This window comes from Selenomonas sp. oral taxon 920 (genome assembly GCF_001717585.1).
Lineage (GTDB): Bacteria > Bacillota > Negativicutes > Selenomonadales > Selenomonadaceae > Centipeda.
The window spans coordinates 250,018-272,575 of the sequence record NZ_CP017042.1; the positions used below are offsets into that span (position 1 = coordinate 250,018).

The window sequence follows — 22,558 nt, forward strand, 5'->3', positions numbered from 1 at the left end:
GCGCCTCACGTCTGCTGGTGCTGCATGGAGACAATCTGACAGTCGGGGCAGAACTCGATGTAGAGCGTGCCCTCCATATAGTCCGTCAGCGCATCCCAATGAATCTGCATGAGATACTTCATCGGCTGCCCGCAGTCGGGGCAGGTCGTGTATTCCCAGTCTTGCCACCAGAGCGCAAAGCCGCCGAGCGTGCAGACATCCTCGAAGCGTGCGCCGCAGAACAGAGGAACAGGCGTCTCGCCGAGGATGAGATCGTTTTCAAAAATCCTGACAAGCTCCTCTTCGATATACATGGTATCGCCCGCATCCTCGCAGGAAAGCACCTCGCTGCCGCCGTCGAGCGCATAGCGGCTCAGCCTCGGTCCCTCATACGAAACGCAGTTCGGACAGCAGGTCGCTGTGAGGATGCCGTCGATGCCGAGGAAGTGCAGACGCGCATCCCGTCCGTCGAGGACGAGCATATCCGCCATGCGGCTGCCGCAGTGCGGGCAGTGTTCCTCCCGTGGTCGGGCAATGCGGACGGGCGAGCGGCGGAGCTCTTCCTCCGATGCGGCGTGCACCAGCGTATAGCAGGTGTCGAAATTCAGCGTGCGCCGTCGCCCCTCGCGGTCGAATGTCCAGCCGCCGCACTGCGCATAGACAGAGGGGGTGACGTGCAGCTTCCCGCGCCACGGGCGCGGATTGCGTTCGAGCGCAAGGAGTGCCGCAAGGGATTGGTCGTCTCCCTGCATACCGAGGCACATCATAAGCTCGTTCGCCTCATGTGCGGCATCCGTCTCCATCAGTGCTGCGATCAGTCCGTCCCGCACGTCCGTCGGTGCATGATAGTAGAGTGCCGAGGGCCAGAAGGAACGTGCCGCGAGTGCCGCGCGTGGGATCTCCGGCGCGAGCCGTCCGCGACAGCAGAGCAGATACCAGAAGTCATCGGGAACATCCTCGATCTGCGCGATGATCTCCTGCTCCTTTGCCGAGACCTCCTCGGGCGTCCATGAGAGTGCCGCACGGCGATTCGCCGCCGTCCTGCAGCGCCAGCAGAGTCCCTTGTAGCCGAGCTCCGTGCCGCAGTCGGGGCACTGGTAGGGCAGCGTCATGATCGGCTCCTTTCCGTGATTCCTGTTGTGGGAATATTCATCTGTTTTATGATAGTATAGATGTATTGCGGCTTCAATAGGTCTTTTGGGTAAGATTGACCATCAAAAACAGTCTTGACATGGATCAAGGCAGTCCTTCCTACAGATATCCGTATTGCTTCCGCTTCTGCCAAAGGAGCAGGAAGGTGAGCGATGCGCCGAAGAAGTAGAGAATCGGGTGCAGGAAGGTCATGCCGAGCACGGCAATCATCGTGCTGAGAATGACGCAGACGAGGACGAGCAGGGAGAAATTTTCGCGTGCATGGCGATTTTCGCCCGCGCCGAGCTGCGCTGCAACGAGCGCACTCCCGCCCGTGCCGAGCATGGTTGCAAGCACAATCGTGAGCGGGATGAACGGCATGACGATGTTGATCGCCGACAGTCCATCCGTCCCGACGGCCTGCGCGACGAAGAAGCCGTCGACGATGAAGTTCACATTCATAAAGAGCTGTGACACGATCATCGGCACGGCAAACGCGAGCAGTGTGCGGTAGGTGATGGGCTGGGATAGCTGCGCCACGGAACATCCTCCTTTTTGTAGTTCTGCTATCCTAGCATAAAGCGGAACAGACGCGCAAGTGGGGAATTTGCAAAATCCTGCCGCATTTGGTACACTTGCGGGAGTGTCATTAAGGAGAGAATATCGTACATGAGTGATCGAAAGAAAGCCCGTGCCGCCGCCGAGCGCGGGGCGCGGCTGACGAGGGAGGATGCGCTCGCCCTCTACGAGGACAACGATCTCCTCGCGCTCGCCGCGTGGGCGCGTGCGGCGAAGGAGCGCGAGAGCGGGAAGAACGTCTACTATACGGTGAACCGCCACATCAATCTCACGAATATATGCAGTGCAAACTGTCCGCTCTGTGCGTTCCAGGTGGAGCAGGGGGATGCGCGCGGCTATATTATGGAAACGGATGATGTAGCTCGCGTGCTGGAACTGGCGAAAAATACGCCGCGCCTCACGGAAATCCATATCGTGAGTGCCCTGCATCCCGATCGTCCCTTCTCCTACTACGAGGGGGTCGTGCGGCAGGTGCGTGCGGCACTTCCGCACGCGGATATCAAGGCGTTCACGCCCGTGGAGGTTGTGAACTTTGCAAAGACGGAGGGGACTTCTGTCCGCGACATTCTGCGTACGCTGCAGGCGGCGGGACTGTCGTCCCTCCCCGGAGGTGGCGCAGAGATTCTGTCCGACCGCGTCCGCGCCATCATCTGCCCGAACAAGGCAACGCGTGCCGAGTGGCTCGACTGTATGCGTACGGCGCACGAACTCGGCATCCGCACAAATGCCTCCATGATGTACGGGCACATCGAGACGGTCGAGGAGCGCATCGACCACCTGCTTGCCCTGCGCGAGCTGCAGGATGAGACGGGCGGCTTTCAGGCATTCATGCTCTTTCCGTTTCATCCAGAGAACACGGCTCTCGGCGCGGAGCGGAAGCTCGCGCGCGTCGGCTCGTGGGAGGATATGAAGATGCTCGCACTCTCACGCCTTGTCCTCGACAATGTGGCACATTTCAAGGCGTTCTGGGTCATGCTGACGCAGCCCATCGCGCAGCTTGCCCTTGGCTTCGGTGCGGACGATCTCGACGGCACGATTGGGGAGGAGAAGATCATCCATGCGGCGGGCGCACAGACGCAGACGGGCATCACGCGACGCGAACTCGACGCGATGATTCGCGAGGCGGGCTATGTGCCTGTGGAGCGTGACACGTTTTATCAGCCGATTGCGGCAGGGGAGGGCGCATGAGAATCTCGGAGCGGGAGGCGGCAGACCTACTCACGCACGGCGACCCCATCGACCTTGGACGCGCGGCGGATGCGGAGCGGCGGCGGCGGTTCGGCGATACGGTGACATTCATCGTTGACCGCAACATCAACTATACAAATGTATGCGTGAACGAATGCCGTTTCTGTGCCTTCTATACGAAACAGGATGCGGAGAATGCGTATCTCCTGCCGATGGAGGAGATTCTCGCGAAGGTCGGCGAGACAGCGGAGGCGGGCGGTACGCAGGTCATGATCCAGGGCGGCATTCACCCCGATCTGCCGCTTTCCTACTATGAAGATATGCTGCGTGCGATCCGTGACCGCTATCCCTCCATCGTGATCCACTCCTTTACGGCGACGGAGATTCTGTACTTTGCCGAAAAGGAGGGCATTACGATTGAGGACACGCTGCGCCGCCTGCAGGATGCGGGGCTTGCCTCGCTCCCCGGCGGCGGTGCGGAGATCCTCGTCGACCGCGTACGCAAGCTCATCGCACCAAAGAAGATCATGACCGAGGACTGGCTGCGCGTGATGCGGACGGCACACAAGATCGGCATGGAGTCGACGGCGACGATGGTGATCGGCTTCGGCGAGACGATGGCGGAACGAGTGGAGCACATGGAGCACATTCGACGGCTGCAAGAGGAGACGGGCGGCTTCCGCGCATTCATCACATGGACGTTCCAGCCGGGCAATACCGCACTCGGCGGGGAGAAGACTTCGAGCTGGGACTATATGCGGACGCTTGCCGTCACGCGTCTCTACATGGACAATGTCGCGCACATACAGGGATCGTGGGTCACGCAGGGCGAGCGCATCGGACAGCTGACGCTTGGCTTCGGCGCGGACGATCTCGGGAGCATCATGCTTGAGGAGAATGTCGTGCGTGCGGCGGGGACGCGGTACAATATGTCGATTAAGAAGATGATTGATCTGATACGCGGTGCGGGCAGAGAGCCGGCGCAGCGCGACACGCGCTATCGCGTGATACGGAGGTTTTAGCATGGCAGAGCAACAGGTTCCTGCGGCGGGATATGCCATCATCGGCGGCTCGGGGACGCTGTCGAGCGATTTCCCGCGCGCCTCGATGGCGGCGGATGTGGAGATCCTCGCGGACGGGCTGCACTTTGCAACACCCTACGGCGAGAGTCCTGCGTTCCGCCTCTTCTCCGTCGCGGGACGGCGCGTGCTGACCTGCCGTATGCACGGCTGGCGCAGCGGCGTGACGCGCGCGGATGCCTCGCGGCAGGTGTTCTGGGTGCTGCGGCAGGCGGGCGTGCGGCGCATTCTCTCCGAGGGCGGCGTCGGGACGGTGAACCCACTGCTCGACCCGCGCGACTTCCTCATCCCCGACGATTACCTTGATATGTCCGTGCGCAAGGATGTCATGCTCGACGGGCGCTATCTGCTCGTGATGCGGGATGCGCTCTGCGCGGAACTTCGCACGGCGCTAATTGAGGAAACGAGGAAGCGCTATACGGGGCGCATCTTTGACCGCGGCATCTACGCCGTCACTGACGGGCGGCATTTCGAGAGTCCTGCCGAGATCGCGATGCTGAAAGGGCACGCGGACATCGTGGGGCAGAGCCTCGCGCCCGAGGTCTACCTTGCGCGCGAGATCGGCGCGTGCTATGCGGGGCTGTATTTCGTCGTCAACTACGGCGAGGGCATCCGCCCGTGGTCACACGACACGCTCACGCAGATTTTCTACGACGATGCTCCCATGATCGGCGACATCCTGCTCGCCGCCATCCGCAGCGTTCCCGCCGAGGAGAGCGCCTGCGAATGCCGCAGCCTGCGCAAGGAGACACTGCTCAAGGACGTCTACAACGCAGAGTCGGATAAGGGTTGACGGAAGACTTCTAAAAATGTATAGGCGTCGGAGGAGGAACAACGAAACATGAAGTGCGAATACATCGACTTTCCGGCAGCAGGAGAAGTGCATCCAATTCCTGGGAGTAATGCCCGGCATCCGTATCGTCACCAGTTGGATGCGATCCGCGCCCTTGATCGTATGGATGAAGAAAATGCCAGTTATAGTACCCTTGTGGTGCTTCCCACAGGAGGAGGGAAAACGTATACGGCTTCCACTTGGCTTCTTCGTCATGCGCTCGACAAAAGGAAAAAAATTCTCTGGCTTGCCCATCGGCAGACACTTCTTGACCAAGCTGCTGAATCCTTCCAGAAATTTGCCTACGCTGCTGAAATTCCCCACATATCGTCTTTCCGCTATCGTATTGTGTCCGGTTCATCGAATCATGATAAAACGATCAACATTGATCCGAAGGACGATTTGCTCATCATCAGCAAGGACAGTATTGGCAGGGAGACCAATCTGGCGCGTCTTGCCCCGTGGCTTGCGGGAGAGGACGAGATTTTCCTCGTCGTGGATGAAGCCCATCACTCCACGGCAAAAACATATCGGCGCGTCATTGATTTCGTCAAGGAAAAGGTGGAGCATGTGAAACTGATTGGTCTCACGGCGACGCCCTTCCGTACTGCCGAGAATGAACAGGGGCTTTTGGCGCGTATCTATAAAGACGGCATGTCAGGTGGTAAATCGAAGAAAAATGACATCGGCATTGCCTACAAAATCGATCTCAAGGAACTCATCAATCGACAAATCCTCTCGCATCCTCATTTTGAAACATACTATACGGATGAGGAGTATGGCAAAGATTTGGGGCTTGAGGCGTTGGAAAGCATCCAGAACCTTGATACACTTTCTCCCGAGCTGTCCCAAAGCATCGCGGAGAGCGGGCCGCGCAACAAGCTGATTGTGGATACCTATTTGAAGAAGGCTGACGAATATGGGCAGACCATTGTCTTTGCCGTCAGTATTGACCATGCGATTGCTCTTGCAAAACTGTTCAACAAGGCGGGCATTAAGGCAGAGTACATCGTATCTTCCATTAAAGATATGGGAACGGGTGTGACCATCAGTGCCAAGGAAAACGATCGCAAACTCGAAGCCTTCCGCAGCGGTGATGTAGAGGTTTTGGTGAATGTAAATATTCTCACCGAGGGCGTTGATCTGCCCATGACGAAAACCGTGTTCCTCGCCCGTCCGACCGTGTCTACCATTCTTATGACACAGATGATCGGCCGTGCGCTGCGCGGTGAAAAAGCGGGCGGCACCAATATCGCCTACATTGTCTCTTTTGTTGATAACTGGAATGAACATATCGCATGGGTCAGTCCGGATACAATTTTTGTCGGAGATAGCGAGTGGCCGCCGAAGGATAGTCCGGAGTATAAAAAGCAACAAATTCGATGGATCGCAATTTCCAAAATCGAGGAATTCGCTGCTGTCCTAAACGATGCGATCGATACCACACAGCTTGAGGCGGTTTCTTTTTGGGAGCTTATTCCCGTGGGAATGTATGCGTTCCAATACATCAACGAGGAGGGGGTCGATTTCTCCTATCAGGTCATGGTGTACAACAGCACCCAAGATGCCTATGAGGAAATGATGCAGGCACTCCCAGTGCTGTTTGAGGGAATCCATACCGACGACGAATATCTCTCCGACGATGCGCTGAACAAATTGGAGGCGGAATGCAAAAAGCGTTTTTTCCATCGTGATATGGTGCCGCCCTACGACCCCAGAGATGTGCGGCATATCTTGACATACTACGCGCAGAAGGAATCCGAGCCAAAATTCTATACGTTTGACCAAGTGGATCGAAGCAAGCTGGATGTTCCTGCGATTGCCAAGTACATTTGGGACGAAGATCTTGGACAAAAGAAGACAAAGGAATACCTCGATCAACTTTGGGAAGGCATCGACGATAATCTTCTGCAGCTGTTTTTTGGAAAAAAGATATATTTTCTTAACAGAGTGCGTATTGAACTTATGAAGCTCACTGACCCGGATATTTATGCGTCGAAGTCGAATGTGACTTACGATCAAATAACCTTAGAGGACCTTCCTTTGGATAAAATCAAGGAATTTGATCCTGCATTGGAAAAAGAATTGCGGGAGGGGGCTTTTGCCAAGGCGAAAGTTCCTTCCGGCTATGTTTGTGCGCATTGCGGAAACGTATTTCCTGATCGGCGATACCTCAATGTAGACCATATCATCCCCATGAACCAGGGAGGGCTCTCTGTGCCCGAGAATTTGCAGATTCTTTGTCGTAGCTGCAACGCCAAGAAGGGCGACCGCTTGGAAGGGAAATACTGATGCAGGAGCTCCTATACACTGCATTGGATGTCGCCTGCATTATTGATATGGAGGGATTATCTGTGCAGGAAGCCGTTCTCCTTGCGCAGCGGATGCACGCAGAGGACAAATCCTTTTTGGCGATGGAGTATCGGCAAAATTATCGAAAATGGCTGTGGGACATATTGTATTGGTCGGACTATATGCAGGACAAAATTGCTCTTGATGCCGAGTTCCCGTCGGTACAAGCCGTTTCTGATGGGTCGTTGGACGTATCTGACTGGATGCGTGATGACTTTGACTTGGATCTCTTTTTCAAGAAGCTGCGTGTGCAAATTCTTTATTTTGGGAAAAAAGATTATGCCCGCATGAAACTCAGGACGTTAATGGCGGCATACGGATATCAACGCCGCTCGAAGGACTTTGTACGCTTCCTAAAAACTCGGCTCATTTTTTACCATATTCAAACAGCACTTCGAGGAAATGAGGTCTGCGATGTGGAGACGATGGACAGTCTTGATGATATGATTACGTTTCGTGTGCTGTAAAGCGCAGCCCCCGTAATCTAAGAAATGGATAAGAAAACCGCCTAGAGTTGGTGACTGCAGGCGGGTCTTCTTATGGTCTCAAGGCTGCGATACAGATTGTCACAAGAAAGATGAACGACAGAAAATCGTATAGAGTTACAAGTATCGCCCCCCTCTCTTGAGGAGACTAACCGCCTACCGTCGTTGACAACATCTGCGTGCATTATAGACTGAAAATATTTGTCTGTGAACTGTTGTTTTACATTGGTACATCGGCAATAAAAACTCTCCTGTATACACGCCGAACTCCGTCAAAAATCCATTGACAATGATTCCCTGTGGTGCTACTATGATGGCGCAGGAAATCCTGCGGGAACTATTCTGTTGAAAAGAAGTGCAATCCACCATGAAACGGCTGGTTTCCACACAGTTCGTCATGAGTCCATAGCGTCCAAGCGCATACCATTGCGTTTGGACTTTTTTGCATTTTTAGGAGGTAATCGTCATGTCAGTCAACAGGGGAAAAGTTGTCATCATCGGAACGAGCAACGTCGGTTCTGCCGTACTCAACAAGATCACGGATTTTCAGCTTGCCTCGGAGATCGCGCTGATTGATCTCGACATGGATCGCGCGCGCGGCGAGGCGCTTGACACGAGCCACGCCATGTCCTCGCCATACAGCACGAACATCAAGATTCATCCGGGCACATACGAGGACTGCCGGGACGCGGCGTTTATCGTTATCACCGCAGGACCGTCGATTCTGCCTGGCGAGACGCCCGACCGCCTAAAGCTCGCGAGCACAAACACAAAGATCATGCGCTCCATATTCTCCGAGATCGTGAAATACACGAAGGAAGCCATGATCATCATGATTACGAACCCTCTCGATGTTGCGACCTACGTCGTCTCGACCGAGTTCGACTATCCGCGCGAAAAGATCCTCGGCACGGGTACAATGCTCGAAACATACCGTTTCCGCTACCTCCTCGCCGAACACTATGCGATGGATCCGAAGAACATCCACGGCTACGTGCTCGGCGAGCACGGCAATGACGCCTTTGTTGCGTGGTCGACCGTCAACTGTGCGGGGCTTGGCATCGACCATCTCGACGAGTATTTTCATTTCAAGGAAAAGCTCAACCGCCGCGATGTCGAGCAGGGGCTCATCCAGGCCGCCTACGATGTCATCAACCTCAAGGGCTTTACGAATACGGGCATCGCGATGGTCGCCTGCCGCTTCATCAAGGCGATCCTCTACAACGAACATACAATCCTGCCCTGTGCTGCCGTCATGAACGGCGAGTACGGAATGAAGGATGTAGCGCTCTCCATCCCACGCATGATCGCGCAGGACGGCATCGTGCGGTCATTTGAAGTGCGCCTTGCGGACGAGGAGATGGAAAAACTCCGCCGCGCACAGAAGAGTGTCCGCGCAGCGCTTGACGGAGCGGGTGTGAAGTAAGCTCCGTCAAGATTGACGGATACGATCTTCCTGTTCTATAATGAACACCGTTCTGCATCCGAAATGAAAAGAGCCGTCCGAATTTGTAGAGAGGGCGGCTCTTCTTATGGATATGAGATGTTCAGCAAAGATTTGGAGGTGGACTTATGGAGCGTGGAAGCTGCGTGCCGCAGGGAACAGAGATCGTACAGACGGGATTTCACTACACATTGTCCCTGATCGGCGGCAAGTACAAGATGGCGATTCTCTATCTGCTCGCCGAGCACGGTGTACTTCGTCATAACGCGATTCATCGGCGGATTGCAGGGATTCCGTACAAGACGCTCGCTGTCGTGCTGAAGGAACTCGCGGCGGATGGGCTTGTCGTGCGGACGGAGTATCCGCAGGTACCGCCCAAGGTGGAGTATGCCCTCACGGAGCGCGGGCGGTCGCTTATCCCGATCCTGCACAGCATGTGTGACTGGGGCGAGCAGCATAGGGATGACTTACGATAACGCCGCCACAAAACGCGCGTAGTTCTCCGCGCTGCGCTCAATCTCCCCTGTCGTCGAGTGATAGTCCTCGCCCGGCACAAGCTCCGCACCGTAAAAGGCGAAGAACGGCTGATAGTCGGCGCGGCAGTAGTACCGCAGTGTCGTTTCAAACGGGGCGAGCAGCTGCGCGAGCGTATAGTGGTATCGTCCGTCGATGCTGTAATCCTCCGCGCGCACGCCCGTTGTGACCGCGAGCGCGACCTTGCGCCCCTCCAATTTATCCCCGCCGTTTCTCCCGTATGCCCAGCCGTGCGTCAGCACCTCGTCGAACCATGTCTTCAGCAGCGGCGGGCAGGAGAACCAGTAGATCGGGAACTGAAAGACCAGGCTGCCGTGCGCCTCGATGAGCCGATGCTCGCGCTCCACATCAATTCGCCCGTTGGGATAGCACGCGGCAAGCGTGTGGATCGTACAGAGGTCAGGATATTTGCGCAGCTCTGTCAGCCATCGCTTGTTGATGACGGACTCTTCGAGATTCGGATGCGCGGCGATAATCAATGTCTTCATAAAGAAAACCTCCATTTCTATCGTTGAATGATAGCGCATGGAGGGATGGGGCACAAGAACGCACTTTTTCGTGGGGTACTTACAGAAGGGGAAGTGTTCAAAGAAAAATCCTCTCGTATGGTAATGCGAGAGGATTTTGTGTGTTTGAAATTTAGTTTGCCGCCGCCTCATATCCGACCATCAGTGCCTGCATATTCGCGTCGACGGTATGCGGCGGGACACGGTTTGCGACGGCGTTCTTTACGGCGTCGAGAGGGACAATGCCGGAGACGCGCGTGATCGCGCCGAGGGCGACAATGTTTGCAAAGAGAGACTTGCCGATCTTCTCGATGGCGAGCGTCGTGATGGGGACGGCGACAACGTGTGCCGCCTGCGGGACGCTGGGGACGAGCTCGCTGTCAACGATCAGGATGCCCCTCTCGGGGTCGAGATCGCCCGCGTACTTGTCTGCCGCCGCCTGTGTCATGGCGAGTACAATATCGGGATGCTCGACGTGCGGATGATAGATCGCGCCGTCGCTCACGATGACCTCGGAGCGGGACGCGCCGCCGCGTGCCTCAGGGCCATATGACTGCGACTGTGCGACATTCCTGCCGCACGCGGTCGCCGCCTCGGCGAAGATAATGGCGGCGGTGATCACGCCCTGTCCGCCAGAGCCTGAGAGACGAAGTTCCTTGTGCATATCAGAGCCCTCCCGCACGACGCTGAATCTCGGCGTTTGCCATGCCGTACTCCTCGCCCGTGCATTCGTAGAGCAGTCCGATGGGGAACTTCTCCGGTGCACGCTTCTCGGGCGGAAGCTTGTCCCATGCCGCCTTCATGACGGCGGAGTTCTTCATCCATGTGAGCATCGCGGCGGGTGATCCCATCTTGTTCTTGCGCCCGTAGGCGGTCGGACACTGCACCATCGCCTCGACGAGGGCGAAGCCGTGATTTTTGAGCCCGCCCGCAATCATCTGCGTGAGATGTTTGACGTGGAACGCCGTCGAGCGTGCGACATAGGTCGCGCCTGCTGCCTCAGCGATGCGGCACGCGTCAAGCGGGCGGTCGATCGTCCCGTATGGTGCGGTCGCCGTCATTTTGCCCGGCGGTGTCGTCGGCGAGGACTGCCCGCCCGTCATGCCGTAGATGTTGTTGTTGAAGAGCACAACCGTCAGATCGACATTGCGCCGACAGCCGTGCAGGAAATGGTTGCCGCCAATGGCAGTGCAGTCGCCGTCTCCTGTGATGACGATGACGTTCAGCTCAGGGCGTGCGAGTTTAATGCCGGTTGCGAACGGAATGGCTCGTCCGTGCGCTGTATGTACCGTGTCGAAATCCATATAGCCCGAGCCGCGCGAGGAACAGCCGATGCCGGAGACAATGACGGTGTTGTCCTGCGTAAAGCCCGCCGTCCCCTCAATCGCCTCGGCGATACACTTCAGCGCCGTGCCGTTGCCGCAGCCCGGACACCAGAGGTGGGGCAGGCGGTTCTGACGAAAGAATTGCTCGAAGCCGCGGTCGATCTCCGTGTGTGTAGTCATCTCCGTGCTCATGCCCGCACCTCCTCGCTCATCTGACGAATCGCCGCCGTGATTTCCTGCGGCGTGAAGTCCAGCATATTGTATTTGAGACACGGACGAACGGGCGTACCGTGCGCCGCACGCGTGACCTCACCCACGAGCTGGCCGTAGTTCAGCTCCGCGACAAGGATGCTTTTCACGCGGTCGGCGAGCCGTCCGACGGCGGCATCGGCAAAGGGCCAGATCGTCTTGAGACGCAGGAAGCCGACACGTATGCCCTCCGCTCGCGCAGTACGTACCGCCTCGTACGCCGTGCGCGCTGTGCCGCCGTAGCTGACGACGGCGTACTCCGCGTCCTCCATAAAGGCTTCCTCCGTGTGGATGATCTCATCGCCCACACGATTGATTTTCTCGTGGAGACGGTGGATCAGCTGCTCCGTGACGACGGGGCTGCCCGAGGGAAAGCCCGTCTCATCGTGGAGAAGCCCCGTGACGTGGATGCGGCAGCCGTCGCCGAAACGCGCGACATCGGGCACAAGGTCCTCGCCCACGGCAAAGGGCTGATAACCCTCGGCACGGTTTTTTTTCGGAAGACGGCGCGGATAGATGTCCAGCTCGTTCGCCGTCGGGAGTGTGACATTCTCGCGCAGATGCCCGACGATCTCGTCCGTCAGCAGAATGACGGGCGTACGGAAACGCTCGGCGTAGTTCACGGACATCACCGCCAGATCGAACGACTCGCGCACGCTCCACGGCGAGAGCGCGATGATCGGATGGTCGCCGTGCGTGCCCCAACGCGCCTGCATGACATCGCCCTGTGACGGCGCGGTCGGCTGTCCCGTCGAGGGGCCGACGCGCTGTACATTCACCACGACGCACGGGATCTCCGCGCACGCCGCATAGCCGATCAGCTCCTGTTTCAGAGAGAAGCCCGGGCCGCTCGTCGCGTCCATCACCTTCGCGCCCGCGAGTGACGCACCGAGGATCGCCCCCATCGCGCCGATCTCGTCCTCCATCTGGAGGAACGTGCCGCCGATCTTCGGCAGCAGCTTTGCCATCTGCTCGGCGATCTCCGTGGACGGCGTGATTGGATAGCCTGCGAAGAACGTCACCCCCGCCGCAATCGCGCCCTCGGCGATCGCCTCGTTGCCCTGCATGAGCCTTGCTTTCGTCTCGCTCATTTGCTCTCCCTCCGCTCCACGAATATCGCAAAATCGGGACAGCGCATCTCGCACTGCCCGCACGCGATACAGTCCTCGGGGCGGACGGGTACGATCTTGCCGAGCAGGCTCACCTCGAGCACCTGCTTCGGGCAGAACGCGGCGCAGATGCCGCAGCCCTTGCACCGCTTTTCCTTGATATACAGCTCACCCTTCATGGCGTCAACTCCCGCCGGGATGTGGAAGAACATCCCCAATAATACACAAAATATCTTTTCCCATTTGTATTTGATGGTGAGATCATTATAACAGAAAATACAGACAGGATACAATGCAAGAATGAACATATTCCTGCAGCGGCGACGCAGACAACAAACTTGACGCACCGTACATCCTGTAGTAATCTACAGGCGAAAAAGGAGGGGATTTCTTGAATTTTTATACCTATGACTATATCACGGCGCACAGCCAGTTCGGCGATAATGTCTGGTATGTGCTTTCATTTCTCGCGCTCGCTGCGCTGCTCGTCGTGAGCGTGAAGGATCTGCGCAACCGCCTTGCAACGCGCTACCGCGACCTCATCGTCATTCTGTTTCTCACGGTCGCATTCCTCGGAGGAATGCAGTGGAACGACTACAACCGCACGAAGAGCGATGTGGAGGCGACCTCACGTATGGCGCAGTTCCTCCACAGCCTCAGCGTGGATCTGGACGTGCCCGTGCAAAAAATCCGCACCAACTCGACGTATTTGAAACAGGGAATGCTCGTTGATGTGCAGGGGACGTTTTACGCGGTGACATTCAATGCGGACTTTACCTCGTTTCAGTACGAGCGGACGCATCTTCTGAACCGCGATGTGAAGATTGTGGACAAGGAGGACTGACATGCTGATCTACTCTCTGATGATGGGCAAGCTCGCGCTCGGTCTCTTGTGTCTCATCGTCCAGATCAACCTGCTCGGCAAGGGCAACCTCGCGCCGAACTCCGCGACCGATCAGGTGCAGAACTACGTCCTCGGCGGCATCATCGGCGGCGTGATTTACAACAACGCTATATCGATTTTGGACTTTTTGCTCGTGCTGATCGCGTGGACACTGCTCGTACTGGTCCTGAAATATCTCAAGATGAACAGCGGTGCGATCAAGGACTTCGTCGACGGCAGTCCCGCCGTGGTGATCGAGCGCGGCAAGATCCTGATGGATGAGTGTATGCGGCACGGAATGCTCGCGCATGACATCATGCTTAAACTTCGTATGGCGGGGGTCTACTATGTAAAGGATGTAAAGCGTGCTGTGCTCGAGCCGAATGGACAGCTCACCGTTATCCAGTACGGCGAGCAGAACGCCCGCTATCCGCTCATCCTCGACGGACAGGTGGACGAGGACATCCTCGAACTCATCGAAAAGGATCGCGTCTGGCTCAACGCCGAGCTGCGTGCGGCGGACTGCGCGGTGAAGGACATCTACATCGGTGAGTATAAGGATGGCGAGCTGATTGTCCATCCGTATGAGAAGATTGTGAGTACCAACTGAAAAATAAAAAGCTCCCGACGGCGGAAGTGACCTGACCCCCAAAAGTTAGACATAGAGGATCTAACTTTTGGGGTCAGGTCAGAAGCGGTCGGGAGCTTTTTTCTACGGGGGAATTAGTTTTTCACCCGATATGCGACTGCATACATGACGGGCAGGACGAGCAGTGTCAGCACCGTTGCCACAATCAGTCCGCCGGCGATGGCAACCGCCATGGGTCCCCAGAAGATGCTGCGCATGAGGGGGAGCATGCCGAGGATGGCGGCGGCGGCGGTGAGCATGATGGGGCGGAAGCGCAGGACGGCGGAGTCGATGATGGCGTCCATGGGCTGCTCACTCGCCTCCTCATGCTTTTTGATCTGGTCGATGAGGATGACGGAGTTGCGGATGATCATGCCGAAGAGGGCGAGCACGCCGAGGTAGGCGACGAAGCCGAGTGCGGAGTCGGTGATGAGCATGGCAAACGCAACGCCGATCAGACCCATCGGTGCGGTGAGGAGGGTGAGCGTCATCTTGCCCATGCTGCCAAGCTGGAGCATGAGCAGGGTCATGATGATAAAGATCATGGCGGGCAGCGGCTGCATGAGGTAACCCATGGAGTCGGCGGAGTCCGCGAGCGCGCCCGCCGTCTCGATGGTCGTGCCGGCGGAGAGGCTGCGGCGCAGCTCCTCCGTCGCTTTGTAGATGCGCAGCGCGGCATCGTTGCCCTCGCCTTCTCTGACCTCCGCCTGTACCATGATGCTTGGGCGCAGGTTGTGCCGCTTGATAAAGCCATCCTCTGCGCCATAGGAAAGGTGGGCGATCTGTGCGAGCGGAACGCTGCCGCCCGCTGCGGCAATCGGCAGATCGCCGAGGCGTTCGATGTTCGTGCGGTCGCGCTCGGCAAGGCGCAGGACAATGCCGATGGTGCGGTCGCCCGTGTAGAATTCTGCTGCCTGTGCGCCCGTCAGCTCGGTGTAGAGCATCTGCTTGACCGCCTTTGCACTGATCCCGTAGAGTTTCAGCTTGTCCTTGTCGAAGTCGATGCGGACGGTCTTGGATTTCTCCGTCCAGTCGAGATGGACATTCGTCGCGGCGGGATCGGCGGCGGTGATGGCGGCGACCTCCTCGGCGACGCGGCGCACTTCGTCCGTCGTGGGCGCGGAGACGCGCAGCATGATGGGGAAGTCGGCGGGCGGTCCCGTCTGGATGTACTGCGTGGTGACGCGCACGCCCGAGAGCTCGTCGCTGCGTGCGGCGGCAATCATGGCGGAAAGCTCCTCACGCGCGGCGGTATCGTTCGCGGTGATGACAAACTGGGCGCTGTTCGCTGCGTCTGCCTTCGGATCGACGGTGAGGACGAAGCGGGGTGTGGAGCGTCCGATGTAGGCGGCGTAGTTTTGGATTTTGTCGCTATGCGCCGCAAGGAGGTCAGCGAGACGATTCGCCTCCGCCGCTGTCGCCTGCATGGAGGCACCCTGCGGCAGGGTCAGACGCACGAGCAGCTCGGGGCGCAGCGAGGGGGGGAAAAAGGTCTGTTTGATGTGCGGGAATGCCGCAAGGCTCACGGCAAAGAGGAGGACGGTGCCGACGAGGACGGCGGAGCGGTGTGCGAGAAATGTTGTGAGCACGCGGCGAAAGAGCCGATAGAATGGGCTCGTGTACGGATCGTGCACGCCCCCCTCCATTTTTTTGACGCGAATCAAATAATAGCCGAAGAGCGGCGCGACCATGACGGAGACGATCCAGCTGAGGATTAGGGAGATGCCGATGACGGGGAAGAGTGCGGCACAGAACTCGCTCGCCATGCCCTTGGAGAATGCGACGGGGATGAAGCCCGCGCAGGTAATGAGCGTGCCTGTGAGCATGGGTTTCGCCGTCTGGGTAAAGGCATAGCATGCCGCGTCAAAGCGTCCCATGCCGCGCTCGAGCTGGACGCTCATCATCTCGACGGCGATGATTGCATCGTCGACCAAGAGGCCAAGTGAGATAATCAGTGCGCCGAGGGAGACCTTGTGCAGATCGATGCCGAGCATATACATGGCGACGAATGTGCCCGCGAGGACGAGCGGGATGCAGCCCGCGACGACGAGCCCCGTGCGCAGTCCGAGCGAGAGGAAGCTGACGGCGAGGACGATGAGGATCGCGAGTGCGAGCGTCTCGACAAAGTCGTGAATGGAGTGCTGCACGACGGCGGGCTGGTTCGACACCTCGTGCAGTTCTGCGCCGAGCGGGAGGTCCTGCTGAATCGCGGCGGTCAGTTTTTTGAGGTTTTCGCCGAGTGCGAGGATGTTGCCGCCTGCCTCCATCGAGACGGCGATGCCGACGGCGGGCGCACCGTTATACAACATCTGCGGCTCGGGCGGATCGACCGCCTTGCGCTCGACGCTTGCGATATCGCCGAGGCGGAACACCTTTCCGTTTGCCGCAATCGGGAGCGCACGGATGTCCTCGATGTTTTCAAACACACCCGAGGCGCGCAGCTGTACGGTGTCGCTCTCCGTCTCGATGCTGCCGCTTGTCGCCATCGCATCCTGTGCGGCGAGTGCGTCCGTGATGGCGGTCGGGGGATGCCGAGCTGTGCGAGCCGTTCGAGGGCGATCTCAACGTAGACGCGCTCGCTCTGTACGCCGATCAGCTCGACCTTTTGCACGCTCGGGACGGCGAGGATGCGGCGGCGGGCGTCCTCCGCCATGCTGCGCAGCTCCTCGCCGCTGTAGTCCGCGCCCGTGATGGCGTAGACTGAGCCGTACACGTCGTCGAAGCGGTCGTTGTAGAACGGCCCGTAGACCCCTGCGGGCAGGTCGCGCTTTACGTCCTCGCCGAAGTTCCGTACGTCGCGCCACGTCGGGCGAATCTCTCCCGCATCCACATCGTCGCGCAGCTGGACGTAGATCGTGGTCTGTCCCGCGCGTGTCTCACTATGGATCTGTTTCAGCCCCGGGGTGTCCTGAAAACGCCGTTCGAGCTTGTCCGTGACCTGCTCCTGCATCTCCTCCGCGCTTGCGCCCGGCCATGCGGCGGAGATCACCATCTGGCGGATGGTAAAGGCGGGGTCCTCCATGCGCCCGAGTGCATTGTAGGCGAAGATGCCGCCGACGGCAAAGACGATGATGAAGTACCAGACGAGTGCGCGGTGGCGCAGGGAGAGCTCTGTGAGGTTTCTCATTTCGTCCGCACCTTCTCTCCCTCGTGGAGTTGATGCACGCCCGCCGTTACGATGCGTGCACCCTGCGGCAGTCCCGTGACGAGGGCGTCATTTGTGCGGAACGCCGTGATGGTGACGGGGACGAGATGCACCGCATCGTCCTCGACCACGTAGACCTGCGCCGTATCACCTGTCTGGTACAGCGCAGACAGGGGGATGGCAGCACCGTCTTGGACGGATGCACCGAGGCGGACGCGTGCCGTCATGCCGAGCGGGAGGTCAGCGGGCGCATCCGTGAGCGCGATCCGCGCCGTATAGGTGCGCGTCGCCGCATCGGGTACGGGAGAGAGTTCACGCAGTATGCCCGTGTAGGCGGCACTGTTCGCCCAGAGGGCGACGGCGGCGGGCATACCGACAGAGACCTCTGCGAGACGGCTCTCGGGCACGGCGATCTCGATCTCGCGCTCGCCCTCCTGCGTGAGCGTCATGACGGTCTGCCCTGCAGCGATGATCTGTCCCTCCTCCGCCGTGATGTTCGAGATCACGCCGTCCGCACCCGCGACGAGGTTCGTGTAGCCGAGTGCATTATGGCTCGCCGTGTCCTGCGCGACTGCCTGACGGTACGCCGCCTCGGCGGCGCGTTCGTTCGTGCGGTACTGGTCGAGCATCGCCTCAGAGATTGCCTGTGCGGCGTAGAGCTGCTCGTAGCGTGCGCGTTCCGTGCGTGCGAGCTCGTAGCGCGAGCGTGCGGCTTGGGCGGCGGCGTTCGTCGCGTTCGCCTGCTGCTGCACGTCGCGTGCATCGATCACCATGAGCACATCGCCGGCGCGGACGTGTGCGCCGACGTTCACGTTGCGCGAGAGAATCTGTCCGCCGACCTGAAAGGCGAGCCGCGTCTCATAGCGTCCGTGCACCGTGCCCGTGTAACCGCCCTCCGCCGCGGCGGCATCGCCGACCGTCATCGTCCGTACGAGGGGCGCCGGTGTTTCTTTTGCGGCATCATCGCTGCAGCCGGCGGCGGTGAGGAGGAGTGCCGAGAGGATGATGGTCATGTAGAAACGCGCATGCATGGTGATCTCTCCTTTGTTTTCAGTAACTTCTTAAAGTTTACCACCGAATCGGGAGCGTGTCCATAAGGAAGGGATTTGAACCCGCACGCATTTTATGCTAGAATACATTTCAATAAGCAGCGAGAAAGGGTGTCACGATGGACGAAGAACTGCGGCGGTATGAGAAGATCCGAGGGGCGTATCATTCGGTGGGGCGGCTTGCGAACCTGTACGATGGGATGATGACGTACTCGACGTGGTCGGGCAAGTTCGTCTCGCGGCTCGTGTGGGGACTGGACAGAAACGGTGTGAGCCGCTATGTCGGGCTTGCCCTGCGTGCGGCGCACGAGGGGTTCGAGGGAAAACTGCTCGAAGTGCCGGTCGGGACGGGCTGTCTCTCGCTGCCCGTCTATGCGGAGCTGCCGAATGCGGACATCACCTGCCTCGACTACTCGCCCGCGATGCTCGCAGCGGCGCGTGCGCGTGCGGACGCACTCGGCGTGCACAACGTTGCGTTTGTGGAGGGCGATGTCGGACAGCTGACGTTCGAGAATGACTTTTTCGATGCGGCAGTTTCGATCAACGGCTTTCACGCCTTCCCCGATAAGGAGGCGGCGTGGAGTGAGGTGCACCGTGTGCTGCGTCCCGGCGGGCGACTGACGGGCTCGGTCTTCGTGCTCGGCGGAAATCCGTGTACGGAGTTCGTTGTGCAGCATCTCTATACACGTATGGGCTTCTTTACACCGCCGTACGATACAAAGGAAAGTCTCGAGGCACGTTTGCGCTCGCTCTATCGCGAAGTTTCGGTCGAGTGTGTGGAGTCGCTTGCGTGTTTCTCCTGCATTAAATAGTTTTTGATTTGGTTGGATGAAGGAGGAAAATCCATGAAAATCCGTATGCTTTCCCGTATTCTTGGAACTGCGCTCGTTGCGGGCAGTGTGTTCACCGTATCGCCCGCCGCGTTTGCCGAGGAAGGCGCAGCGGCTCCCGCACAGGCAGAGACGGTGCAGGAGCAGGCACCCTTTGATGTGCATGTGGTGGAGGAGCACATGATGGCGACGATCGCCCGCTTTGAGAGGGAGGACATCACGGCGCTCCAGCTTGAGGCAACACAGGAGCTGCGTCCGCATCTGACGGCGGCGCAGGTCACGGGAGCGAAGGCGGAGTTCGTGCCGAAGTGGGGCGCACGCACGGGCGTCGGCAAGCCGCTCATGACGGCGGGCAAAGAGGGCAGCAAGTGGTACGTTGTCTGCGAGATCGCCGTGGGCTATAAGGCGACTGCCGTCATCTACCGCCTCACCTACGATGAGAATATGAAGCTGGCGGGGTTCCTCGTCCGCTGAATGCAGCGCACATAAGCAGAGCTGTAAGAGAAAAAGGAGACTTTAATTATGAAAATGCGTCGTATGTTATGTGTACTTTCAACGGCACTGATGGTGGGCGGCATGACCCTCACCGCGTCGCCTGCAGTGTTCGCTAAGGACGCTCCTGCTGCTGCCGCACAGGAGCAGAAGCCGCCGTTTGATGAGCAGGCGGTGGTCCAGCAGATGCTGACGACGATTTCGCTCTTTGAGAAGGGCGATGCACAGGGACTTCAGGCGGAGGCGACGCAGGAGCTGCGCCCTCACCTGACACAGGAGCAGATCGACGGAGCAAAGGCAGAGATTGCGAAGGTGTGGGGCGCGCGCGTCAGTGCCGGCACGCTCTCCATGACAGCGACGCAGACAGATGGTGCATGGGTCGTCATCTGCGAGCTGCCCGTCGGCTACGAGGGGACGGCTGTGGTCTATCGCATCAGCTACGATGCAAACATGAAACTCGCGGGATTGTTCATTCGCTGATACAAATTTACAATGATTGCCTTATCCATTGATAAAGGGCTCACATGTCAAACAGCATGTGAGCCCCTTGTGTTACTGTGACACCCTCGACCGAACAAACGCAAGAAGCCCCCTTTTCTCTTCCTCCGATGCAAAGATATACAGGGGCAGGATGATTGCCTCTGCTGGTGCAGTGAAGAGATAAATGCCGCTGTCGGAGAGCCTGATGTCTGTAATGCTCCGATAGGCGATTGTGCGCTCTGTATGCTCGCTGCATTCGACGATGTGCACATCGTCGAAGATGACGGTACGGATGCCGAACATACGCGCAGCGTGCATCGTCTCAAGGCGGTGCAGCACGTCTCGTGCGGCAATGCGTTCCGAGAAATGGCTGTAAATGCGGTAGAGCACCCCGCAGAGGACGGTGGTCAAAGCGGTCTGTATGAGCACAGCATCGACTTCCCATGGGGCATCGTCCAGGAGATCTTGGAGAAAAAATAGGATGGGGATCAGCGGGACCGTCAGCAGGAGAGCGAGCACCGTTCGATTTGCCCGCTTGAACGAGAGGGTATTCAGAGTGCGAAAGAGCGCGAAGTGAAGTGCATCCTCCTCTGTGAAATCAAATGTGAATTTGAACAAAGTGTTATCCTCCAGCCGCAATAAAAATTCCGCATCTGCCGCGTTTTATAAGGCGTGACAGATGCGGAGCTTTTAGGGAATCGCTGATAAATTCAGCAGAAATGTTATACTTCGTCGTCGTAGACACTCGTGTCGTTGGTTCCATTATGCGAGGAGGAAGATGCTGCCGTTGACTGGAACGGGGCGGCGCTGTCGTAGGTGGTCTGAACGCCGTAGACGGTGGTATCGCTCTGCGTCTGGATGTAGAGCTCGGTACCGGCGGGGAGATCGACGTTTTTGCCGTGGACGAACGCGCCCGCGACAACGCCGAGAGGCCCGAGGACGGCGATGCCTGCGAGCGAGGCACCCGCAGCCATTGCGAGATGCTGCATCTCCTTCTTCGCCTCTTCGCCGATGAAGGTGGTCACATACGTGCCGTCGAGTGCCTTTGTGTTCTTGAAGTCGATCTCAACGACGGCGTTGCGGCCGAAGTTCTTTGCCTGCTTCACCTTCGTGACCGTGCCCTCGCCGCGCGAGCCCTTTGTAAAGACGAGGACATCGCCGACAAAGACATCATCCGCGACCTGGTACTCGATCGTGTCGCCGACCTTCAGGTTCTTTGCGTTGACGGGGGTTATGAGTGCGACTTTGACAAGTGTGTTTGCGGGGACGGAGACGGGGGTGACGGGGATCTCCTTCTTGCCGAAGGATGCCATCGAGAGCGCGGAGATGCGCTTCTGGAAGGTTCCCTCAGACGTCTTGCCGAGGAGTGCCGTCTCCATCTCGCTGACGCGTTCCTGCACGGAACGCAGACTTGTCTCGTGGTTGATGTTCCACTCGATCGCATTGAGATTCATCAGGACAGACGGTGTGGTGCTGTTTGTATACACCTCGTCATAGATAGCATCGATGCGTGCCATCAGGCTGCCCGTACGGTGCTTGCCGTCATAGTCGCGCTCGAGCTTGTTGATGCGGTCGATGAGCGCTCCCGTCTGCTCCTGTCCGTAGGTGTCCTGCTCGATGAGTGCGAGTTTCGACTGGACGGCGTTGGGCGGCTCTGCGGCGAGTGCCGTGCCAAAGGATGTGAGTGCGAGTACGAAGGTCAGCACAAGTGCACAGATTTTCTGTCGCATGAGTATCCTCCTCTACTTTGTTTGCGGCTGTTTTTCTTTCAGCAGCTCCTCAATAAAGTCTGCGATGTTTCTGAACGGGGAGGACGGCATATACCGCTGCGGTGTGTCCATGCCCTGCGATGTGCGCAGCACTTCCTTCGTATCATAGACCTCGACCTGCGTGGAGATGAACTGATAGGTTCCTGCCTGCGGGTTGAGTCGTGTACGATAAAGATAGCGGCGGTTCTCATCCGCCTTCACAACGGCGATGACAGCGACGCGCTCTGCGTCCGAGACGCGGACGACGCTCGCGGCGTCGACGTAGTAGCCCGTATTATCCTCGGCATCGACGAAGCGCATATCCTCCGCCGCCTCGCATGTGCCCACTCCCACGATCCATAGGGTGACAGCAAGCAGAAGCGCGCTTGCTGTGAAACGCTGCATGTACGGATCGCCTCCTTCCATTGTGAAAATCCTAATGTTAATTATTATAGAGGAAAAATTTTTGTGCGTCAAATTTATCTTGTATGAGACTGCAGGGGTGTGACGG

The 22,558-nt window shown here is 58.2% G+C and carries 23 protein-coding genes and 1 pseudogene; 12 read left to right on the forward strand and 12 right to left on the reverse strand.

The features are described from left to right. Positions 1-5: 5 nt before the first annotated feature. Entirely contained in the window at positions 6-1,091 is a 1,086-nt protein-coding gene (locus tag BCS37_RS01125; RefSeq protein ID WP_069179754.1) for a hypothetical protein, read from the reverse strand. 139 nt (positions 1,092-1,230) lie between these two features. Continuing rightward, positions 1,231-1,650, reverse strand: a complete 420-nt coding sequence (locus BCS37_RS01130) for an MATE family efflux transporter (RefSeq protein ID WP_069179755.1) — start codon at positions 1,648-1,650, stop codon at positions 1,231-1,233. Positions 1,651-1,779: 129 nt separating this feature from the next. On the opposite strand from BCS37_RS01130, the gene mqnE reads away from it, so the two are divergent. The 7 genes from mqnE (at position 1,780) to BCS37_RS01165 (ending at position 9,545) form a co-directional block, all read left to right on the forward strand. Continuing rightward, positions 1,780-2,877, forward strand: coding sequence for an aminofutalosine synthase MqnE (gene mqnE / locus BCS37_RS01135; protein WP_069179756.1), 1,098 nt, complete (start codon positions 1,780-1,782; stop codon positions 2,875-2,877). Beyond that, positions 2,874-3,899, forward strand: a complete 1,026-nt coding sequence (mqnC, locus tag BCS37_RS01140) for a cyclic dehypoxanthinyl futalosine synthase (RefSeq protein WP_069179757.1) — start codon at positions 2,874-2,876, stop codon at positions 3,897-3,899. The genes mqnE and mqnC overlap by 4 nt, the downstream gene beginning before the upstream one ends. Position 3,900: 1 nt before the next feature. Continuing rightward, positions 3,901-4,749: an MTAP family purine nucleoside phosphorylase gene (locus BCS37_RS01145; protein ID WP_069179758.1), complete on the forward strand. Its 849-nt coding sequence runs from the start codon at positions 3,901-3,903 to the stop codon at positions 4,747-4,749. A 48-nt stretch (positions 4,750-4,797) separates the two neighbouring features. Further along, positions 4,798-7,080 carry a DEAD/DEAH box helicase family protein gene (locus tag BCS37_RS01150; protein WP_069179759.1) on the forward strand — a complete coding sequence of 761 codons (2,283 nt, stop codon included), beginning with the start codon at positions 4,798-4,800 and terminating at the stop codon, positions 7,078-7,080. Beyond that, positions 7,080-7,607: a hypothetical protein gene (locus tag BCS37_RS01155; RefSeq protein WP_069179760.1), complete on the forward strand. Its 528-nt coding sequence runs from the start codon at positions 7,080-7,082 to the stop codon at positions 7,605-7,607. The genes BCS37_RS01150 and BCS37_RS01155 overlap by 1 nt, the downstream gene beginning before the upstream one ends. A gap of 484 nt (positions 7,608-8,091) precedes the next feature. Further along, on the forward strand, positions 8,092-9,051 hold the full coding sequence (locus BCS37_RS01160) for an L-lactate dehydrogenase (RefSeq protein ID WP_069179761.1): 960 nt from the start codon (positions 8,092-8,094) through the stop codon (positions 9,049-9,051). A gap of 146 nt (positions 9,052-9,197) precedes the next feature. Further along, complete coding sequence (locus BCS37_RS01165) at positions 9,198-9,545, forward strand: winged helix-turn-helix transcriptional regulator (protein WP_069179762.1); 348 nt, start codon at positions 9,198-9,200, stop codon at positions 9,543-9,545. Here the strand turns inward: BCS37_RS01165 and BCS37_RS01170 are convergent. The 5 genes from BCS37_RS01170 to BCS37_RS01190 all read right to left on the reverse strand — a co-directional run bounded on the left by BCS37_RS01170 (position 9,537) and on the right by BCS37_RS01190 (position 12,971). Further along, positions 9,537-10,091, reverse strand: coding sequence for an NAD(P)H-dependent oxidoreductase (locus BCS37_RS01170; RefSeq protein ID WP_069179763.1), 555 nt, complete (start codon positions 10,089-10,091; stop codon positions 9,537-9,539). The genes BCS37_RS01165 and BCS37_RS01170 overlap by 9 nt on opposite strands. 151 nt (positions 10,092-10,242) lie before the next feature. After that, entirely contained in the window at positions 10,243-10,773 is a 531-nt protein-coding gene (locus tag BCS37_RS01175) for a 2-oxoacid:acceptor oxidoreductase family protein (protein ID WP_069179764.1), read from the reverse strand. A 1-nt stretch (position 10,774) separates the two neighbouring features. Further along, positions 10,775-11,626 carry a thiamine pyrophosphate-dependent enzyme gene (locus tag BCS37_RS01180; RefSeq protein WP_069179765.1) on the reverse strand — a complete coding sequence of 284 codons (852 nt, stop codon included), beginning with the start codon at positions 11,624-11,626 and terminating at the stop codon, positions 10,775-10,777. Beyond that, positions 11,623-12,774: a 2-oxoacid:acceptor oxidoreductase subunit alpha gene (locus BCS37_RS01185; RefSeq protein WP_069179766.1), complete on the reverse strand. Its 1,152-nt coding sequence runs from the start codon at positions 12,772-12,774 to the stop codon at positions 11,623-11,625. Before BCS37_RS01185 ends, BCS37_RS01180 begins: the two co-directional genes overlap by 4 nt. Then, on the reverse strand, positions 12,771-12,971 hold the full coding sequence (locus BCS37_RS01190) for a 4Fe-4S binding protein (protein WP_069179767.1): 201 nt from the start codon (positions 12,969-12,971) through the stop codon (positions 12,771-12,773). The genes BCS37_RS01185 and BCS37_RS01190 overlap by 4 nt, the downstream gene beginning before the upstream one ends. A 212-nt stretch (positions 12,972-13,183) precedes the next feature. On the opposite strand from BCS37_RS01190, the gene BCS37_RS01195 reads away from it, so the two are divergent. After that, entirely contained in the window at positions 13,184-13,636 is a 453-nt protein-coding gene (locus BCS37_RS01195) for a DUF3290 domain-containing protein (protein WP_069179768.1), read from the forward strand. A 1-nt stretch (position 13,637) separates the two neighbouring features. Further along, the gene (locus tag BCS37_RS01200) at positions 13,638-14,285 is read left to right on the forward strand and encodes a DUF421 domain-containing protein (RefSeq protein WP_069179769.1); all 648 of its coding nucleotides are present in this window, start codon (positions 13,638-13,640) and stop codon (positions 14,283-14,285) included. Between the two features lie 113 nt (positions 14,286-14,398). Here the strand turns inward: BCS37_RS01200 and BCS37_RS01205 are convergent. Together BCS37_RS01205 and BCS37_RS01210 are read right to left on the reverse strand one after the other, a co-directional pair. Next, positions 14,399-17,430: pseudogene (locus BCS37_RS01205) on the reverse strand (efflux RND transporter permease subunit). After that, a complete protein-coding gene (locus tag BCS37_RS01210) occupies positions 17,427-18,479 on the reverse strand; it encodes an efflux RND transporter periplasmic adaptor subunit (RefSeq protein ID WP_069179770.1) in 1,053 nt (350 codons plus the stop codon). The pseudogene BCS37_RS01205 and the gene BCS37_RS01210 overlap by 4 nt, the downstream one beginning before the upstream one ends. Positions 18,480-18,616: 137 nt before the next feature. On the opposite strand from BCS37_RS01210, the gene BCS37_RS01215 reads away from it, so the two are divergent. The 3 genes from BCS37_RS01215 to BCS37_RS01225 are packed head-to-tail and all read left to right on the forward strand — an operon-like array spanning position 18,617 to position 20,299. Further along, the gene (locus BCS37_RS01215; RefSeq protein ID WP_069179771.1) at positions 18,617-19,309 is read left to right on the forward strand and encodes a class I SAM-dependent methyltransferase; all 693 of its coding nucleotides are present in this window, start codon (positions 18,617-18,619) and stop codon (positions 19,307-19,309) included. A 33-nt stretch (positions 19,310-19,342) separates the two neighbouring features. Continuing rightward, positions 19,343-19,801, forward strand: a complete 459-nt coding sequence (locus BCS37_RS01220) for a DUF3887 domain-containing protein (RefSeq protein ID WP_069179772.1) — start codon at positions 19,343-19,345, stop codon at positions 19,799-19,801. Between the two features lie 48 nt (positions 19,802-19,849). Further along, a complete protein-coding gene (locus BCS37_RS01225; RefSeq protein WP_069179773.1) occupies positions 19,850-20,299 on the forward strand; it encodes a DUF3887 domain-containing protein in 450 nt (149 codons plus the stop codon). Between the two features lie 72 nt (positions 20,300-20,371). Here BCS37_RS01225 and BCS37_RS01230 read toward each other — a convergent pair whose 3' ends face one another. The 3 genes from BCS37_RS01230 to BCS37_RS01240 form a co-directional block, all read right to left on the reverse strand. Then, positions 20,372-20,917: a YcxB family protein gene (locus tag BCS37_RS01230; protein ID WP_069179774.1), complete on the reverse strand. Its 546-nt coding sequence runs from the start codon at positions 20,915-20,917 to the stop codon at positions 20,372-20,374. 104 nt (positions 20,918-21,021) lie between these two features. Next, positions 21,022-22,029: a hypothetical protein gene (locus BCS37_RS01235; RefSeq protein WP_069179775.1), complete on the reverse strand. Its 1,008-nt coding sequence runs from the start codon at positions 22,027-22,029 to the stop codon at positions 21,022-21,024. A gap of 12 nt (positions 22,030-22,041) precedes the next feature. Further along, positions 22,042-22,452, reverse strand: coding sequence for a hypothetical protein (locus BCS37_RS01240; RefSeq protein ID WP_069179776.1), 411 nt, complete (start codon positions 22,450-22,452; stop codon positions 22,042-22,044). Positions 22,453-22,558: the final 106 nt, after the last annotated feature.

What these genes read in the sequence shown, in the direction of transcription:
- BCS37_RS01125 (WP_069179754.1), bottom strand. Translation starts at nt 1,091, where the DNA reads ATGACGCTGCCCTACCAGTGCCCCGACTGCGGCACGGAGCTCGGCTAC.
- mqnE (WP_069179756.1), top strand. Translation starts at nt 1,780, where the DNA reads ATGAGTGATCGAAAGAAAGCCCGTGCCGCCGCCGAGCGCGGGGCGCGG.
- BCS37_RS01240 (WP_069179776.1), bottom strand. Translation starts at nt 22,452, where the DNA reads ATGCAGCGTTTCACAGCAAGCGCGCTTCTGCTTGCTGTCACCCTATGG.
- BCS37_RS01225 (WP_069179773.1), top strand. Translation starts at nt 19,850, where the DNA reads ATGAAAATGCGTCGTATGTTATGTGTACTTTCAACGGCACTGATGGTG.
- BCS37_RS01150 (WP_069179759.1), top strand. Translation starts at nt 4,798, where the DNA reads ATGAAGTGCGAATACATCGACTTTCCGGCAGCAGGAGAAGTGCATCCA.
- BCS37_RS01210 (WP_069179770.1), bottom strand. Translation starts at nt 18,479, where the DNA reads ATGCATGCGCGTTTCTACATGACCATCATCCTCTCGGCACTCCTCCTC.
- BCS37_RS01235 (WP_069179775.1), bottom strand. Translation starts at nt 22,029, where the DNA reads ATGCGACAGAAAATCTGTGCACTTGTGCTGACCTTCGTACTCGCACTC.
- BCS37_RS01190 (WP_069179767.1), bottom strand. Translation starts at nt 12,971, where the DNA reads ATGAAGGGTGAGCTGTATATCAAGGAAAAGCGGTGCAAGGGCTGCGGC.
- BCS37_RS01145 (WP_069179758.1), top strand. Translation starts at nt 3,901, where the DNA reads ATGGCAGAGCAACAGGTTCCTGCGGCGGGATATGCCATCATCGGCGGC.
- BCS37_RS01175 (WP_069179764.1), bottom strand. Translation starts at nt 10,773, where the DNA reads ATGCACAAGGAACTTCGTCTCTCAGGCTCTGGCGGACAGGGCGTGATC.
- BCS37_RS01160 (WP_069179761.1), top strand. Translation starts at nt 8,092, where the DNA reads ATGTCAGTCAACAGGGGAAAAGTTGTCATCATCGGAACGAGCAACGTC.
- BCS37_RS01200 (WP_069179769.1), top strand. Translation starts at nt 13,638, where the DNA reads ATGCTGATCTACTCTCTGATGATGGGCAAGCTCGCGCTCGGTCTCTTG.
- BCS37_RS01180 (WP_069179765.1), bottom strand. Translation starts at nt 11,626, where the DNA reads ATGAGCACGGAGATGACTACACACACGGAGATCGACCGCGGCTTCGAG.
- BCS37_RS01170 (WP_069179763.1), bottom strand. Translation starts at nt 10,091, where the DNA reads ATGAAGACATTGATTATCGCCGCGCATCCGAATCTCGAAGAGTCCGTC.
- BCS37_RS01165 (WP_069179762.1), top strand. Translation starts at nt 9,198, where the DNA reads ATGGAGCGTGGAAGCTGCGTGCCGCAGGGAACAGAGATCGTACAGACG.
- BCS37_RS01220 (WP_069179772.1), top strand. Translation starts at nt 19,343, where the DNA reads ATGAAAATCCGTATGCTTTCCCGTATTCTTGGAACTGCGCTCGTTGCG.
- BCS37_RS01155 (WP_069179760.1), top strand. Translation starts at nt 7,080, where the DNA reads ATGCAGGAGCTCCTATACACTGCATTGGATGTCGCCTGCATTATTGAT.
- mqnC (WP_069179757.1), top strand. Translation starts at nt 2,874, where the DNA reads ATGAGAATCTCGGAGCGGGAGGCGGCAGACCTACTCACGCACGGCGAC.
- BCS37_RS01215 (WP_069179771.1), top strand. Translation starts at nt 18,617, where the DNA reads ATGGACGAAGAACTGCGGCGGTATGAGAAGATCCGAGGGGCGTATCAT.
- BCS37_RS01185 (WP_069179766.1), bottom strand. Translation starts at nt 12,774, where the DNA reads ATGAGCGAGACGAAAGCAAGGCTCATGCAGGGCAACGAGGCGATCGCC.